The sequence below is a fragment of the Proteus vulgaris genome (assembly GCF_011045815.1).
Lineage (GTDB): Bacteria > Pseudomonadota > Gammaproteobacteria > Enterobacterales > Enterobacteriaceae > Proteus > Proteus vulgaris_B.
Genome location: NZ_CP047344.1, coordinates 1,527,493 through 1,543,810 on the forward strand (window position 1 = coordinate 1,527,493; position 16,318 = coordinate 1,543,810).

At 36.9% G+C, this 16,318-nt stretch carries 4 protein-coding genes; all 4 read left to right on the forward strand.

What is annotated here, in order from left to right:
• Positions 1-76 precede the first annotated feature (76 nt).
• Complete coding sequence (locus tag GTH24_RS07050) at positions 77-13,429, forward strand: hemagglutinin repeat-containing protein (RefSeq protein ID WP_164526146.1); 13,353 nt, start codon at positions 77-79, stop codon at positions 13,427-13,429.
• 8 nt (positions 13,430-13,437) lie between these two features.
• Positions 13,438-13,803, forward strand: a complete 366-nt coding sequence (gene cdiI, locus GTH24_RS07055; RefSeq protein WP_164526147.1) for a ribonuclease toxin immunity protein CdiI — start codon at positions 13,438-13,440, stop codon at positions 13,801-13,803.
• A 158-nt stretch (positions 13,804-13,961) separates the two neighbouring features.
• Complete coding sequence (locus GTH24_RS07060) at positions 13,962-15,008, forward strand: VENN motif pre-toxin domain-containing protein (RefSeq protein ID WP_164526148.1); 1,047 nt, start codon at positions 13,962-13,964, stop codon at positions 15,006-15,008.
• 798 nt (positions 15,009-15,806) lie between these two features.
• Positions 15,807-16,193 (forward strand): hypothetical protein, encoded by a 387-nt coding sequence (locus tag GTH24_RS07065; RefSeq protein WP_082151817.1) that lies wholly within the window; start codon positions 15,807-15,809, stop codon positions 16,191-16,193.
• Positions 16,194-16,318: the final 125 nt, after the last annotated feature.

Genomic DNA, 16,318 nt, shown 5'->3' on the forward strand with positions numbered 1-16,318 from the left:
AGCATTAACTTAAATATTAAATAAAAAATAATAATTAAATGAAATTTATATTGTCTTTTTGGCAAGGATCTCACACATGAATAAATTATGTTATCGCGTTATTTATAATCGTACTCGACAATTAATGGTTGTCGTTTCTGAATTAACGAAATCTTGTGGCGAAAGCAATAAGCGAAATAGCCTTTTTGCCTCATCTATCCGTACTTCACTTAATAGTGTCGCCTTTATTCTATTAGTGATGCAGGGATTAGTGAGTTTTTCAGCACAAGCGAGCCAGATTATTGCTGATCAACAGGCTCCTCAAAATCAACAAGCCACAGTATTGCAAACAAGCAATGGTTTAGTTCAAGTTAATATTCAACAACCCAATCCACATGGAGTATCACGTAACCAATTTACGCAATTTGATGTGGATAATAAAGGTGCGATCCTTAATAACAGTCTGCAAGATACGCAAACTCAATTAGCGGGCATGGTAACGGGCAACCCTTGGCTTGTTAATGGTGAAGCTAAAGTTATTTTAAATGAAATTAATAGCCAAAATCCGAGCCAGCTTAATGGTTTTATTGAAGTTGCTGGCAAACGAGCTGAAATTATTATTGCCAACCCAGCAGGAATTAGTTGCCAAGGATGTGGGTTTATTAATGCGGTTAACACCACACTCGTTGCCGGAAATGCGTTAACACAAGAAGGTGAAATAACCGGATATGAAATTAACAATGGTAAAATTGTTATTTCTGGTAATGGTCTAAATGATAGCCAAAGTGATTACACACGTATCTTAGCACGTGCCGTAGAGGTTAATTCACGCATTCAAGCCAATAAATTAGAAATTACGACGGGTAAGAATACCTTAGATAACGATGGCAATGTGATTAGCCAAGACAACTCGGCAGCTAAACAAAATGATTATGCCATTGATGTGGCACTGGTTGGTGGTATGTATGCCAACAAAATTAAATTGGTTGGTACAGAACATGGTGTTGGTGTACGCAATGCAGGGGAAATAGGCGCAGATATTGGAGGGTTAACACTCAATGAAAATGGACAGCTAATAAATACGGGGCTCATTCAGTCTAAAACACAATTACAAATTAATACGGCAAGTGTAAATAACCAAGGTGTCATTGCAGGCGATAAAAACCTAGCGTTAAATACCTCTGGTGATCTTATTAATAGTGGCACGCTACAAGCTAAAAATAATATTCAGCTAAAAACAACAGAAAACATTTCTCAAACCGCATCAGGCAAAATAGTCGCTCAAGAGAATATTCAAATTGATGCTAAAGGTTATTTGGCAACACAAAAGAGCCAACTAGGTGCAGGTATCGATAATAGCGGTAATGCAGTTAATTCGGCATCGCTAACATTGAATATAGCGGATGATATTATTTCTGCAGGTCAGCATTTAAGTGGCGATAAAATTAAGCTGACGGCTAAAAATGTCAATATTTCAAACAGCCAAACGCAAAGTAAAGATCTACAAATTACGGCATCAGTAGGGCAAATTAAAACAGAGCTTGCTCAAGTTAATGCCAATACGGTAATGCTTAATGCCAAAACAGACATTATTAATCATAAAGGCGAGATCAGCGGTGATAAGCTTCAACTTATTGCGCCTAACCTTATTGATAATCGTGAAGGTAAATTAAGCCAATCAGGTCGTTATGATTTAAAACTCAATTCTGTTGTATTTAATAACCAAGAAGGTGAAATTAATACTGCTGGAAACTTCTCTTTAAATCATCAAAAGCTGAATAATCAACAAGGTGATATTCAAAGTCTTGGTCGCCAATTAATGATTAAAACAACAGTGCTTAATAATCAACAAGGCACAATATCACTCCCCCAACAAGGTGCTATCACCCTAAAAACCGAAATGCTATTAGGTAAAGAAGGTTCCTTATTAACAACGGGGCAGCTTGCTTTGCAAGGGCAAAATTTAGATTTAGAAAAAGCCACAACCCAAGCGAAAAAAATAGAAATTAGTGCCGTTAATCTTAACCATAATGACGCTAATTTAAAGCAAACGGGTACTGAACTTACATCGATTAACGTAGAAAAAACACTCAGTAACCAACGTGGTAATATTCAAACGCAAGGTGCATTAACACTCAATGCCCAAGAGATAGATAATACACAAGGTAAAGTGAGAGCCTTAAATCAAAGTCGCCTAGATATAACCGCCAAAGAAACCATGACTAACAATAAAGGCGTATTGATATCCACTGACACTCTTAAACTTAATACCAATATATTAACTAACCAGCAAGGCAATATTAATGCTGATAAAACCATTGTTCTCACCCTGAACAATAAGCTTGATAACACGGCTGGGAAAATTGTCAGTAAAAGCAATAGTGAAATAAAAGCGAGTACATTAAATAACGCTAAAGGTGAAATTGGCGCTAATCAGTTAAATATCACTTTAACGGGAAATGCAGATAACCAACAAGGTGTAATTATTTCACAAGACAAGCTACGATTAACGGCAAATAACGTTGATAACAGCCAAGGGGTTATTCAATCAGAAAAATCTTTGTGGTTAACAACACAAGACGGCGAGTTAAATAACCAAAATACGCATCAATCTGGCGGTATTATTAGTCGAGGAGAATTGCATCTAGACGTTGGTGACATTAACAATAGCCAAGGGATTATCAATGCTAAAAATAGTCTTGATCTGCGAAGTAAAACGGTTAATAGCCAACAGGGTAAAATCGTTACACTAGGCGATTTTACGGCTAATACGCAAGGATGGAATAATACATCAGGGTTAATACAGGCATTTAATATCACTATTAACTCAAATAACCAGCAGCTAATTAATCGTAATACACAAAAAGATCAAGGTATTCAGGCAACACAAAACTTACTACTGAATACGGGATCATTAGATAATAGCCAAGGTGAGATTAGTGCGAGTCAATTGCAATTAAATACAGCCAAAGCGGGTTTTATCAACCAACTTGGTCAATTAATATTATCTGATCATGCAACGTTAAAAACAGGTGCGATAAATAATCACGCTGGGCTGATTATTACCGGTAAAGATCTCATTATTGATAGCCACCAGCAAAAAATAACCAACAGTGAAACACAAAAAAGTGGCGGAATAGTTAGTCAAGGTGGATTAAATATTCACAGTGGTGATCTTGATAATCAACAAGGACAAATTCTAGCAAAGCAACAAGTTGACTTACAAACTAACACGGTGACTAACCAATCGGGCCAAATTCTGAGTGAATTAGCGAATTTAACATTAAAAGGAATATCGCTAAATAATAGCCAAGGGCATCTGTTTTCTCCTCAACAATTACAATTAACTTTGCGTGATAGCCTGATTAATCGTCAAACGATTGATGGTAATAAGGGGATAGAAGCAAAAGGAACATTAACTATTAATAGTGGAGATATTGATAGCACACAAGGTCGTATTATTTCTGCTGATCAGTTAACTGTTAAAAGTGGCAACGTAATCAATCAACAAGGCATATTAGGCAGTCTAAACAGCGATTTATCACTTACGACGAAACAACTGGTTAATGATAATGGCTCAATAAGTGCCAATAATATCACCATTAATACACAAGGTGAGCGTTTAAGTAACCAAAGTACTAAAACCAATAGTCAAATATTGAGTAAAAATGCACTCAATATTATAACGGGTGAATTAGATAACACCAAAGGAAAGTTGATTAGTAATGCTTCAGTTAATATTTTAACTAATGGCGAATTAAACAATACTCAAGGAGAAATAAGTGGTCATGAGACGTTAGAAATTGAGGTAAAAAAAGCACTAAATAATACGCAAGGATCACTTGTCTCTAATAAATTAATGACACTTATAATGGAGAGTGAGTTAAATAATACTAAAGGAAAAATCACTAGCCAAGATGCATTATTCATTGAAATTAAAGCAAAATTAGATAACTCGCTCGGTAAAATAATTGCGCGCAATAGTGCGAGTGTTTTATCTTATGGCGATTTAATTAACTATCAAGGTCGTTTAGGAAGTGAGAAGTCATCACTGACTTTAAATACACATCAAATTGACAACCGTAGAGGCGTTATTTCGGCTCAAGGTTCTCTGCAATTAGATTCAAATAAATATGCTATCGATAACTCACAAACCTTGAAAAGTGGCGGAATTGTTAGCCAAAAAAACATCACCATAGATAGTGGCGCACTCAATAATCAAGATGGTCAGTTAATTGCAAAAGACAATGCAATAATCAACACGTATCAGCAACAAATCGTTAATAATAAGGGGGTTATTTCCGCTGATAATGGCACAATTTCTATTGATTCAGCCTCAATCAAAAATATTTCCGGGTTAATTTACTCCCTAAAAGAGATGGTAATTAATACCTACGGGAATGTTATTGATAATAGTAACAGCAAAAATATGGGGGGTATTTTAACCAAAGCTAATCTAATTCTTAATGCCGGTGATATTAACAACAATGAAGGGAATTTAACGGCTGAGAATGGTAGCAAAATTACCTTCAATCAGTTAAATAACCAACAAGGCAAACTGGCAAGCCTTAAGCAAAATTTAGTATTAGAAGGCAGTGAACTTGATAATGATGAAGGGTTGATTTATTCATCAGAAAAACTGCAAATAGAGCTATCTGATCAGTTTAGTAATAACAATACGTTAGATGATCTTGGTGTGATAAGTCATAGTGATATCGAAATAACAGCCAAGTCATTAAATAATCAGCAAGGTCGCATTATTGCGAAACAAGAAAATAAGCTAACATTAGGTGAAATTAATAATCACCAAGGCACACTAGCAAGCCAAGCTGGAAAACTGGCAATAGAAAGCGCTCAGTTACTTAATCAATCAGGATTAATTACAGCCAAAACAGAATTAAAGATTAATACCAACAGACAGCGACTAGATAATACGCAAGGTGTATTGGCAAGCCAAACAGGCAAGTTAATTATTGCCAGCCATGAATTGTTAAATCATGCAGGTCTTATCACGGCGAATACAGCATTAAATATTAATACTGACAAACAGCGCATTGATAATACTGATACAGCAACAAGTGGCGGTATTATAAGTAAAGGCGAATTAGAAATTAACGCCGGTAATATTGATAACCTTGAAGGTAAAATCACGTCAACGGCTAAACAGTCACTGTTTGTTGAAGATATTAATAATAAGAAAGGTAAGATTGGTAGCATAGAAGAGCGGGTATTAATCGAAAGTGGTGCTATTAATAACCAAAATGGTCTTATTACGGCAAAAACACAATTAGATATCACAACGAAAAATAATCAATTAGATAATAGCAACACGTTGTCTCAAGCCGGGATTATTAGTCATGGGGTATTAAACCTTGTGACAGGTAACTTAAATAATCAATCTGGCTATATCTTTTCTGCTAAATCTTTATTGCTTAATAACTTAGGGATGCGCAACCGTGGTGGCGAAGTTATTAGTCAGGCAAACGGCTTTAAGTTAACGACTCAAACATTAGATAACCAGCAAGGCACACTTTATTCAGCAGATAATTTCACTTTAGATACACAAGGCTATGCGTTAAATAATAATCAGACGCTATCGGGTGGTATTATTAGCCAAGGAAAATTAGATCTAAAAAGTGGTGAGCTTAATAATACTCAAGGGCGCATTATTTCTGATGACGACTTAAATATTTCTAGCGCAAAATTGATTAATCACCAAGCACAATTAGGCAGCAAACAGGGTGGGTTAAATTTAAAATCAGCTGAAATTGATAATAAAAAAGGTGTGATTAGTGCGAGTCAAAATGTCGTTATTAACACACAGAAACAAAATATTAATAACCAAAATGGACTAATAAGTGCATTAGCTAACTTGACTATTTATAGTGGACAACTGGTTAATCAAACAGGAAAAATAACCACTAATAAGCAAGCAACGATTAATGTGACCGATCTTGATAATAGACAAGGGAGCATTGCCAGCAATAGCCATCAATTAACCATTAATGCCAATAATATAAATAATGCGAAAGGGCTAATTTACGCGGTTAAAGCGCTCACCATTAATGCCGATGGTAAGTTAACGAATACGGATAACAAAGCGACAGCAGGCATTATTACTCAACATAATCTGAACGCAACGGTTAAGCAACTAGACAACCAAAATGGATTAATTTCTGTCGCTGGTATGCTGAAATTAATTAGCCCTGAAAAATTAAATAATCAGCAAGGGCTAATAACGGTGGGGCAAAAAGCAGACCTACAAACAGAACAGTTAAATAACTATCAAGGAAAAATTTCTTCTGGCGATTTATTAACGATTAGCCACTCCAATACGCCACTTATTAATCGTGAAGGGACGCTTGTATCTTCTGGTGCGATTTTATTAAACAGTGGCGATATTGATAACCAGCAAGGGAAAATAACTGCGCTTAATGCGGTCACTATTAACAGCGGTAAGTTACAGAATAATCAAGGCACTCTATACGCCAGAAAAGCGTTAAATATCCATTCTCAAGAATTGGTTAATACCGATGGCTTATTGCAATCAGATAGCCAACTTAAGTTAAATACTAGACAAAATGATCTGATCAATTTAAATGGCAAAGTTATTGGTGCGACTGAAACTCAACTTAATGTTGCAGGGCTTAATAACCAAAAAGGGCATATTCAGGCAACTGACAAACTGAATATTCAGTTAAATCAAAGTGAGTTAGATAATCAGCAAGGAACACTATTATCAGCTAATAACTTACTGATCAACGGTAAGCGTATTGATAACCAACAAGGCGTTATTCTTGCGGGTAACAATACCGAAATCACGCTAAGTCAGAAATTAAATAACCAGATAGGTCAGATCCAATCTCAAGAACAACTCACTGTAACGGCTCAACGGCTTGATAATCAGCAAACAGACGATGAAAACCTAGGATTAAAAGCAAATAATATTCATATTGCAGTAAACGATTTGCTTAATCATCAAGGTGTTATTCAAGCCAGTGAGCAACTCAAATTAATTCCTACTGAAAACCTGAATAATCAACATGGCTTGATATCTGCTGCAATGTTGGTCATTGAAGGTAAAAGCGAAAACAAATTAGCTATTGATAATAAAAAGGGGCTATTAGCCGCGACACAACAGCTTCGTTTATGGGCTGAAAAGCTGAGTGGTAATGGCGAAATTATTTCGGCGGGTGATAGTGAAATTCAATTAAAAACCGCCTTTAAGTTAGAACAAGATGCCAAAATTAAAGCGCAGAACTCTTTAACACTTTCTTCAGAGGATGAAATTCATAATGCTGGATTTATTTATGCGGGTGAGAGGCTTTCACTTCAAGCGACAAACTTAAATAACAGTGGATCAGTAGCACCAGTAGAAAGTGATGATTTGGTGACGACTCGCAGCAAAAGAAGTATCGATGATAATGAAAAACGTAACGGCGAAATGAGTGCAAAGCAGTTGACATTAACTATTTCAGAACAACTGCAAAATACAGGATTGATTGATGCTTTTGGTGGCACACTCACATTAGTTGCTCATACTATTTATAACCAAGCGAGTGGGCGCATTTATGGTGATAATATCCAGCTAAAAAGCCAGCAATTTGATAATTATGCACAGCTTGAAGATCTTGCCCCGGTATTAGCTTCTCGTGAAAATCTACAACTATTTAGTAATACAATAAATAACCGTAATCACGCCCTTATTTACAGTGGTGGCGATATGGCTATTGCGGGTTTTGAAACAGAGAATCGACCAGAAAGTGTTGCTGCTAATGTATTAAATAATGAAAGCGCATCAATTGAAGCGAGTGGAAATTTATATGCTCATGTTTCAGAAATTAATAACCGTGACCTCTATTTAAAAATCAGTGATCCCGAAAAAGTATCTGAAGTACCAATGTATCAATTTGGTGTCGATCATAGTGGTGATAAATTTGATTCTGATGATGAGCGAATTTGGTACAACATCAATACGCGTGAACATTTATTAAATATTAATGGTCATCAATATAAAGACTTCTATGAGTTTAAATATAAGATAATTACAGAAGAGTCAAAATTATTACATCGTGATCCGGCATTAATATTGGCGGGTAAAGATATCACGTTAAAAGGTGATAATTTAAACAATATTGATAGCCATATTATTGCAGGTGGCAAATTGATTATTGATGGTATGCATATTAATAATCAGGAAACCGCAGGTCAGCGTATTGAATACCATGAAGGTACAGCAATAAAGCATAAAAGACCGGGTAAACGTAAAACGGGTCGTAAGAAGAAAAGCAGTTCAACGTCAAGTAGTGATTATGGTCCCTTTGAAGTGGTTAAATCCTTACCATTAGGATCACTTGAATATAAAGAAAATACCGATCTCACCTCAGATAAACGCCCTGAATTAAGTGAACGGAGTGAAATAAAAGTATTCACTACCCGAAAATTTGGTCAGTTAATTGCTCATCATAATCAAGTCGATGTTGATACTGAGGAGCTAACCGCTATTATGCCTGAAAAAACAGATTATGATTTGGGGGACTCTCTATCATTAACAAAATATAAAGAGGGTTTATTAACAGACCAAAGTGATCTTGCTCTCTTTAATAAAATAACTACGACAAAACTTGATGATGCGATTAAAGGTAATCAATCGACCGAAATTGTATTAGAAAGTGGTGACACCGTTTCAATATTTAACGCTGAACAAACTGCGATTACGCAACCGGATAGTGTATTACCAGAAGTAAAACGGGCAGAAAAACAACCTGAATTACCGATTGGTAAAGTGATTACCGTTCCTCAGTTAGAAAAGCCAACGAAAGAGAAAACCATAGAAGTTAAAATTCAGACCGTAGCGCCTATATTAAAGCTTCCTGAAAACCGTTTATTTACTTTAAACAAAGGAACCGATAGCCAATATATTGTTGAAACAGACTCTCGTTTTACCAATAAAAGAGAGTGGTTAAGCTCAGATTATATGCAAAATGCATTATCTGTTGATCACAATAATACGCATAAACGTATTGGTGATGGTTTCTATGAACAACGCATAGTCCGTGATCAAATTATTCAGCTCACCGGTAATCAATATCTTGATGGGCATAATGATAACGAACAGCAATATCATGCCTTAATGGATGCAGGTATTCGTTTTAGTGAAAAGTTCGGCATTAAACCGGGTGTGACATTAACGGCTGAACAGATGGCAATGATCACAACGGATATGGTGCTATTAACCCGTAGAGATATCACATTACCTAATGGCTCCGTTGAAAAGGTATTAGTGCCTCAAGTTTATGCGCGTGTTCTACCGGGTGATTTGCAAAACAGTGGTGCATTACTTTCAGGTAGTGAGGTTATTTTAAATAATATTCCTGAGTTAAAAAATGAAGGTACGATTTTAAGTAAAACAGGATTACAAGCTTCAACCGATAATTTAATTAACCAAGGGCTAATTAAAGGGCAAACGGTAGATTTACTGGCGTTGCAAGATATTAAAAATGAAGGCGGACAAATTGCAGGACAAAACCGTATTAATCTGCAAGCGGGTAATGACATTATTAGTACAGCAACCGTATCGGGTAATAGTACCGACCAATGGCTAAACCGTGGTGCGGCTATTTATTTAACAGAGCCAGAGGGTGAGATTGCATTAAAAGCAACGCATAATTTAACGCTGACAGCGACAGATATTTTAGCGAGTGGTGATAGCAATATTGCTTTAAGGGCTGGCAAAAATATTGAATTAGGCACTATTAATACGCGTCGCCAAGAGAATATAGATTGGGAGAGTAATAATTATCTGCATAAAACTACCGAAGAGGAGATTGGATCTCATCTTTATGCAGGTGATATCTCAATAACATCGGGCGAAGATATTCATCTTACTGCTACAGATATTCAAGCTACAGGTTCGCTAGGATTAACTGCCGGTAATGATATTTCATTGAAAAGTGGTTATTCCTCTATTGACCAAATCGCACACAGTGTGACGAAAGATAAATCGTTTGGCTCTTCGGAAACTCGCACTACACATGCTGAAATTCATAATAAACAAGCAACGGGAACACAGCTAAAAGGAAATGAAATTTCTCTTTCTGCTGGCAATGATTTAATTGCACAGGGCAGTGAGATTATTGCGACACAAGACATCAATCTTGATGCGGGTAATCAATTATCGCTGACGACCGCACAAGAACTTGCTTTCCAATCTTATGAAGAAAAAATCAAAAAGTCAGGCATTGGTGGTACTGGCGGTATCGGCTTTACTGTGGGTAAATCTGCATTTGAGCAACTCAATAATAGTAATGCGGTGACTCAAAAAGGCAGTGTGATTGGCAGTACGGATGGCAATATTCGCATTAGTTCAGGGGATAATCTCACCATTGATGGCAGTGAAATGATCGCCAAAAAAGAGATATCTCTTACAGGGGATTCTGTTGATATTCTGGCTACCGACAACAGTTACACCGAGCTAAGCAAAACCAAAACTAAGCAGAGTGGTTTTACCGTCGCCCTAAGTGGTACCGCAGGAAGTGCAATTAATGGTGCTATTGCGGGATACAAAGCAGCCAAAGAAACAGATGATAGCCAAATTAGTACCTTGCAGAGTATCAAAGCGGGGCTTTCGGGGGCTCAGGCAACAGGTGCAGTGGCATTAGATAATGCACAATCTGGCACTGATAATGAAAGCACAACGTTGATTGGTGCCAATGTTGCTTATGGTAAAAGTTCCTCTGAGTCTGAACGTATACAGCAACAAGATATTGCCCAAGGCAGTAGCTTAAGTGCAGGTGAAAACCTCTCTATTACAGCAACAGGAAAAGAGCAAGGCGATATCACCATTACAGGCAGTGAGCTACAGGCTGGTGGTGATCTTACCCTAAGTGCTACACGAGATATCACATTACAATCAGCACAAAACCAAGAGACGATAGACAGCAAAAACAGCAGTAAAAGTGCGTCTGTCGGTGTTGGTGTCACAGTAGGTTCTGGTGGTGTCGGGGTCAATATTAATGCCAATGGTAGCCGAGCGAAAGGCTTTGAAGAGGGCGACCACACCTATTACACCAATAGCACATTAAATGCAGGGCAAACGCTCACCTTACAAAGTGGCCAAGATACGACCTTAAAAGGCGCTCAAGCGCAAGGCGATAAAGTTATTGCTAAGGTGGGCGGTGATTTACATCTTGAAAGTCAGCAAGCGATTGATGATTACACATCGAAGCAATCGAGTGAAAGTGCAGGTGGTAGTGTCAATGTAATGGGCACACCGGGAGGCTCGGCAAATATTTCGTTTAGTCGCGATAAAATGGACAGCAAATACCGCTCAGTGGAAGAACAAACGGGCTTATTTGCAGGCAATCAAGGGTTTGATATTAGCGTGGGTAAACATACCCAACTTGATGGTGCAGTAATTAGCAGTACCGCAGAAGCTAAAAATAATCAGCTCGATACAGGCACATTAGGCTTTAGTGATATCCATAACTACGCAGAATATAAAGTTGAGCATCAATCTGGTGGTGTAAGTACTTCAGGGGGTGTTGAAGGCAATCTGCTGGCGAATATGGGGCATGCATTAGCCATGGCAGGTAACCACAGTGACAGCGCTGAAAACACTACCCAATCTGCGGTATCACAAGGCACATGGACAGTGCGTGATAGCGACAATCAACAGCAAGATATCGCGCAATTAAGCCAAGATACCGACAACGCCCACAGCACGTTAAATAAAATTTTCGACAAAGAAAAAGAGCAAAACCGCCAACAGAAACAGCAATTAGTGGGTGAAATTGGTGCACAGGTTATCGATTTGGCAACCACGGTTGATACCATTCGTGGTACTCATCAAGCGAAAGAAGATTCAAGACTCGACAATCTTTCTGATACGGCTTACGACAATATTTACCAAGCCCTTTCTGAAACTAAAGATAACGTTACTGAACGTGATGTTCAAAATTACCTCTTCCAACAACGTTTACAAGATTACACCAACCAGTCTGACTTTGGCACGGGCGGTAAATATACCCGAGCTATTCAAGCAGTCACGGCATTTACGCAAGGTATAATGGGTAACAATATTGTTACTGCGATTGCTAATGGCTCCGCACCTTATCTTGCCAATGAAGTGAAAAACCAAATTCAAGGCAATAGTGTTGAAAGTGATATTCAGCGCACGATAGCCCACGGTTTGGTGAATGCGGGTCTTGCATTAGCAAAAGGTGAAAATGCGGCAGCACAAGCCGCTGGTGCGATGACCGGTGAAACGGTGGGTATTTTATCGCACTCACTTTATGGCAAAACGCCAGAGGAACTGACCGAGGCTGAAAAGCAGAATATAAGTGCATGGGCAACGTTAGCTTCCGGCATTGCAGGAGGTTTAATCAGCGATAATAGCGCCGGTGTCGCCAATGCCGCCCAAGCCGGGAAAGTGGTGGTTGAGAATAATTATCTGACTAATAAAGATGTGTTCGATATGAGGCAAGCGCTGATAGAAGCGAGCAAAACGGGTTCAGATAAAGAAATAATTTATGCAAAATATCGTGAAATCAGTGAAAGGCGTAGACAAGAAGCAATAGCAGAGGGTAAAGAGGGAAAAATTCCTGAGACGATTGCTTCATGGGAAAGTACAAAAACCGGAATTGACCAAGCAGATGCGTTAAAATGGATTGCTTGGCTTGATTCTTTAAGTGCAGAAGATAGACGGCAACTGGTTAATTTCGTAAAAAATGAAAATGAACAAAGCGCCCAAAGTATTTTCAATTCAGCGACTTTTGGGGCAAGAGTTGCTTTAGGAAGCAAGGAAGGTTTTGATAGTATTGGTATGTCAGGACCCTCTAAAGATTCAGGGATAACAGTTAGAACGACGGCGATTAGGGGTAATGAGAATAATAAAAAGCCAACACCAGAGCAGGATAATAAAGAGTCTCAGAATAAGATAGATCCAGGAAAACAAGTCTCTGGTAGTAAAGGAAAAGATGTCTCAGAAGTAGGCCGTATAGATTACCCTAATGGTATAAATTTTGATATAGAAAAATTGCCGGGTCATGTATCTAAAGTCGATGGTTTTAGTCAAAAAAGAGGAATTTCTGGAGGTCATAATTCTGACTCATTTTATAAAGCTGTAACTGATAATAGCATAAAGATTTTGTCTGAAACACTTACTGACGTAAAAGGAATTACTCATATTACTTATCAAATACCAACCAAAGATAGAACGGGAAAACTTGATGGGGGCTATAAAAATGAAATCTTTGAAAAAACAGTTTATGATCCTAAAGTTTTTTCAGATCAAAGAATACTAGACTTAGGTCAGAAAGCGTCAGCAAAAGGATACAAAGAAGCAATGAACAGCAGAGATGGACAAGCTACAGCAACAGTTGATGGTGTCAGTTTTAGAATATACATTGATAAAACAACTGGTAAAGTTCGTAATTTTCATCCTAATTGAGGTGCTATATGAAAAAAGAATTATTTGAACGGTTTGATGTTAATGCTGGTTTAAATCCAATCATTATATCATATTTTGATAGAATGTATAAAGATGGAAGGTTTGTAGAGGCAATAGAGCTCTTATCAAAAAAATGGGCACTAAATACAGATGGAGCTTATTGTCACTTTCCTGATATGGATAGTTTTGATGTCGAAGATCATTTTAAAGGCGTTGAAATTGCAATAGGTTATCCGCCAACGGAGGAAGATACTGTTATAGTTGATGAAAATACTTTCTATCATTATGTTCGCTTGGCTTGTGAAAAATATTTAAAGTTGCATCCCGAAAACAAAGAAATTATAGATAGTTTACTGTTAAAAATGCCATTCTAGTGTAATAATTTTGACCCAGTCCCACTCAGGGTTCTCCTTAGCTGTATTATTCCTCCTCAGCCAGCTATTTACCGCTTAAGGTGAGTTGTGGTATCTCACTGTTATATTCAGCGCACGGTTTACTCAATGCCGGCCTTGCATTAGCAAAAGGTGAAACCGTGGGCATTTTATCGCACTCACTGTATGGCAAAACCCCAGAAGAACTGACTGAAACTGAAAAGCAAAATATAAGTGCATGGGCAACGTTAGCTTCAGGCATTGCTGGTGGTTTAGTGGGTGATAATAGCGCAGGCGTCGCCAATGCCGCCCAAGCTGGGAAAGTGGTGGTTGAGAATAATTATCTGACAGCTAAACAAATAACTTCATGGCTTGAAAAGTATTATCTTGCTTCTACGGATGAGGAAAAGAAACATTTAGTTGAATTAGGAAATAAAGTCGATACGGAACAACAGCAAAAAGCGATAGAAACTAGGATCACTAAAGAACATTTGGTTCAACAACAAGATGAATTGATCTTACTTATTCAATCAGCAGATTGTAATGCTCATTGTAAATCAATTACTGAATCTAATATCAAAAAACTGGATCCTATCATTGAACATTATAGTGAGTTACAGCGAGGGAATAATATTCCACGAGCTATTGTTGCGACGACAACATTAGGCTTACCAATAATGAGTAAGGCAATTAGTCCCTATGTTTCTAGTTGGTTAGGTAGCACGACTGTCGCTAGCCGTGTGATAGGTGTAACAACTACAGGTACAGCAAATTTAGGCATGCAAGGGTATAATATTTACCAAGACCCAGAAACTAGCTTTAGCTATGCAAGCTTTGGTTCTTCTTTGTTAACAGGAGGAATAACACCAGGAATGGGGTATTGGGGAACGCTTACAACGAATACAACCGGCGCTGGTATTTCAAGTCTAATTGATGGGCAATCACCTTGGGTTCCTATGAGTGGGGCATTAGTGGGTTCAACAGCAGGCTACGGAGGCACAAAATGGTTAACTCATCGTCTTGAAAATAAATTTAATCCTTGGGCTAGTGGGTTTAAAGAGCGATATTTAACTGAAATGCCGTCAATATCTATTTCTCCCTCTAAATCACCTATTCCTAGTATAGTTGGAAGTACAATTGGAGCTATTGGTTCTGAATCAGCAAATAAAATAATTACAGAAGAACTAAAACCAGAGGATGAGAAATGAAAATATTAATATACTTTTTACTTTGGTCTTTGAGTATGTGTGTAACCATTTTTTTGACAATAATCTTAATTAAACTTCTAGTTAAGCTAATTTTATATTTTGAAAAAAACTCGTTAATTTGGAAATTAACTGATTTTATTGATGCCTTAAAAATAGGAGGAGTAATGGGATTGTTTTTAGGAGCAGTAATTTGTTTAGTTAATTATTTAGAACATAAAAGACACTAATATTCTTACAAAGAAAAAATTAGCGTCACACTGGGTCTTGTATGACTACCCTATTTTTCAGCCAACTGGATTATTAACAATCTGGTTTGGCGTATGAAGGGGGTAACATTAAACTCATTCAGTTACTTACCTATAATAGTTAGTTAGAGGTTCGCTATTTAGTACTAATTCTTTGACGCTAGTTTTTCAAATCTAAATTACGACCAATCTCTACCAAGCCTTTATGATTTTTTAACCAGCATAGGGCGTTTTAGTGGTGGTCTCTTTGGCGATGATCCTCTTCTTTTTTATAGAAATCAAAAAAACAATAAGAGGAAGTATATTGATGTAATCAGGAATGAGAGAGGAACTACCTACTATTCAATAGTATGATTTATTAGATAAAAAATCACTTTTTATCTCAGTGGAAAGTTATACTCAGTACTACTTTTTACTTACAGCAACTGATGATCCTAATAGAATTTATCACTATGATGTAAAAAAACCTTTTGATAGAGATGGTGAGCTTATTATCATTTAACTAAAATATCTATTTCCATATACAAAGTGATTAATTCTCAAGGTGCTTATGATGATGAAGTCTAGTGATAATTTAAAATGGTTGAAAGAAAGTGAACATTATCTCTATGAAAATAATGGTGGAGATTTATTCTACTTATTAGAGACGATGTATAAAATGGAAAAAATGAATTTTAGACAATTTATTTATGATGCATCTAGGGGAATTGGTAATGTTATTTGTGAAGGTTCTGAATATGTATTAGATATGGATTTAGATGATCCCGCTGATTTTCAAGCGGTAACTTTTTTTATTGGTGATTATGAATCTTCAACTATATCACCTAAAAATTTTGTTGAATTAATGCGAGTTATATCAAAAAACTATATAAAAGAAAATCCTCAAGATAAAGATTCGGTAGCATCTTCGATGTCAAAACTTGAATTACGTTATTTATAATTAATAACATAAATTTTGTATTATTAGTAAAATAAAAATCAATTAATTGTAAACTCATGGAATTATAAATTAATTTATATTTTACTATGTTATGTTTACATCTAAATAAAGCCTAGCTAAAAAAG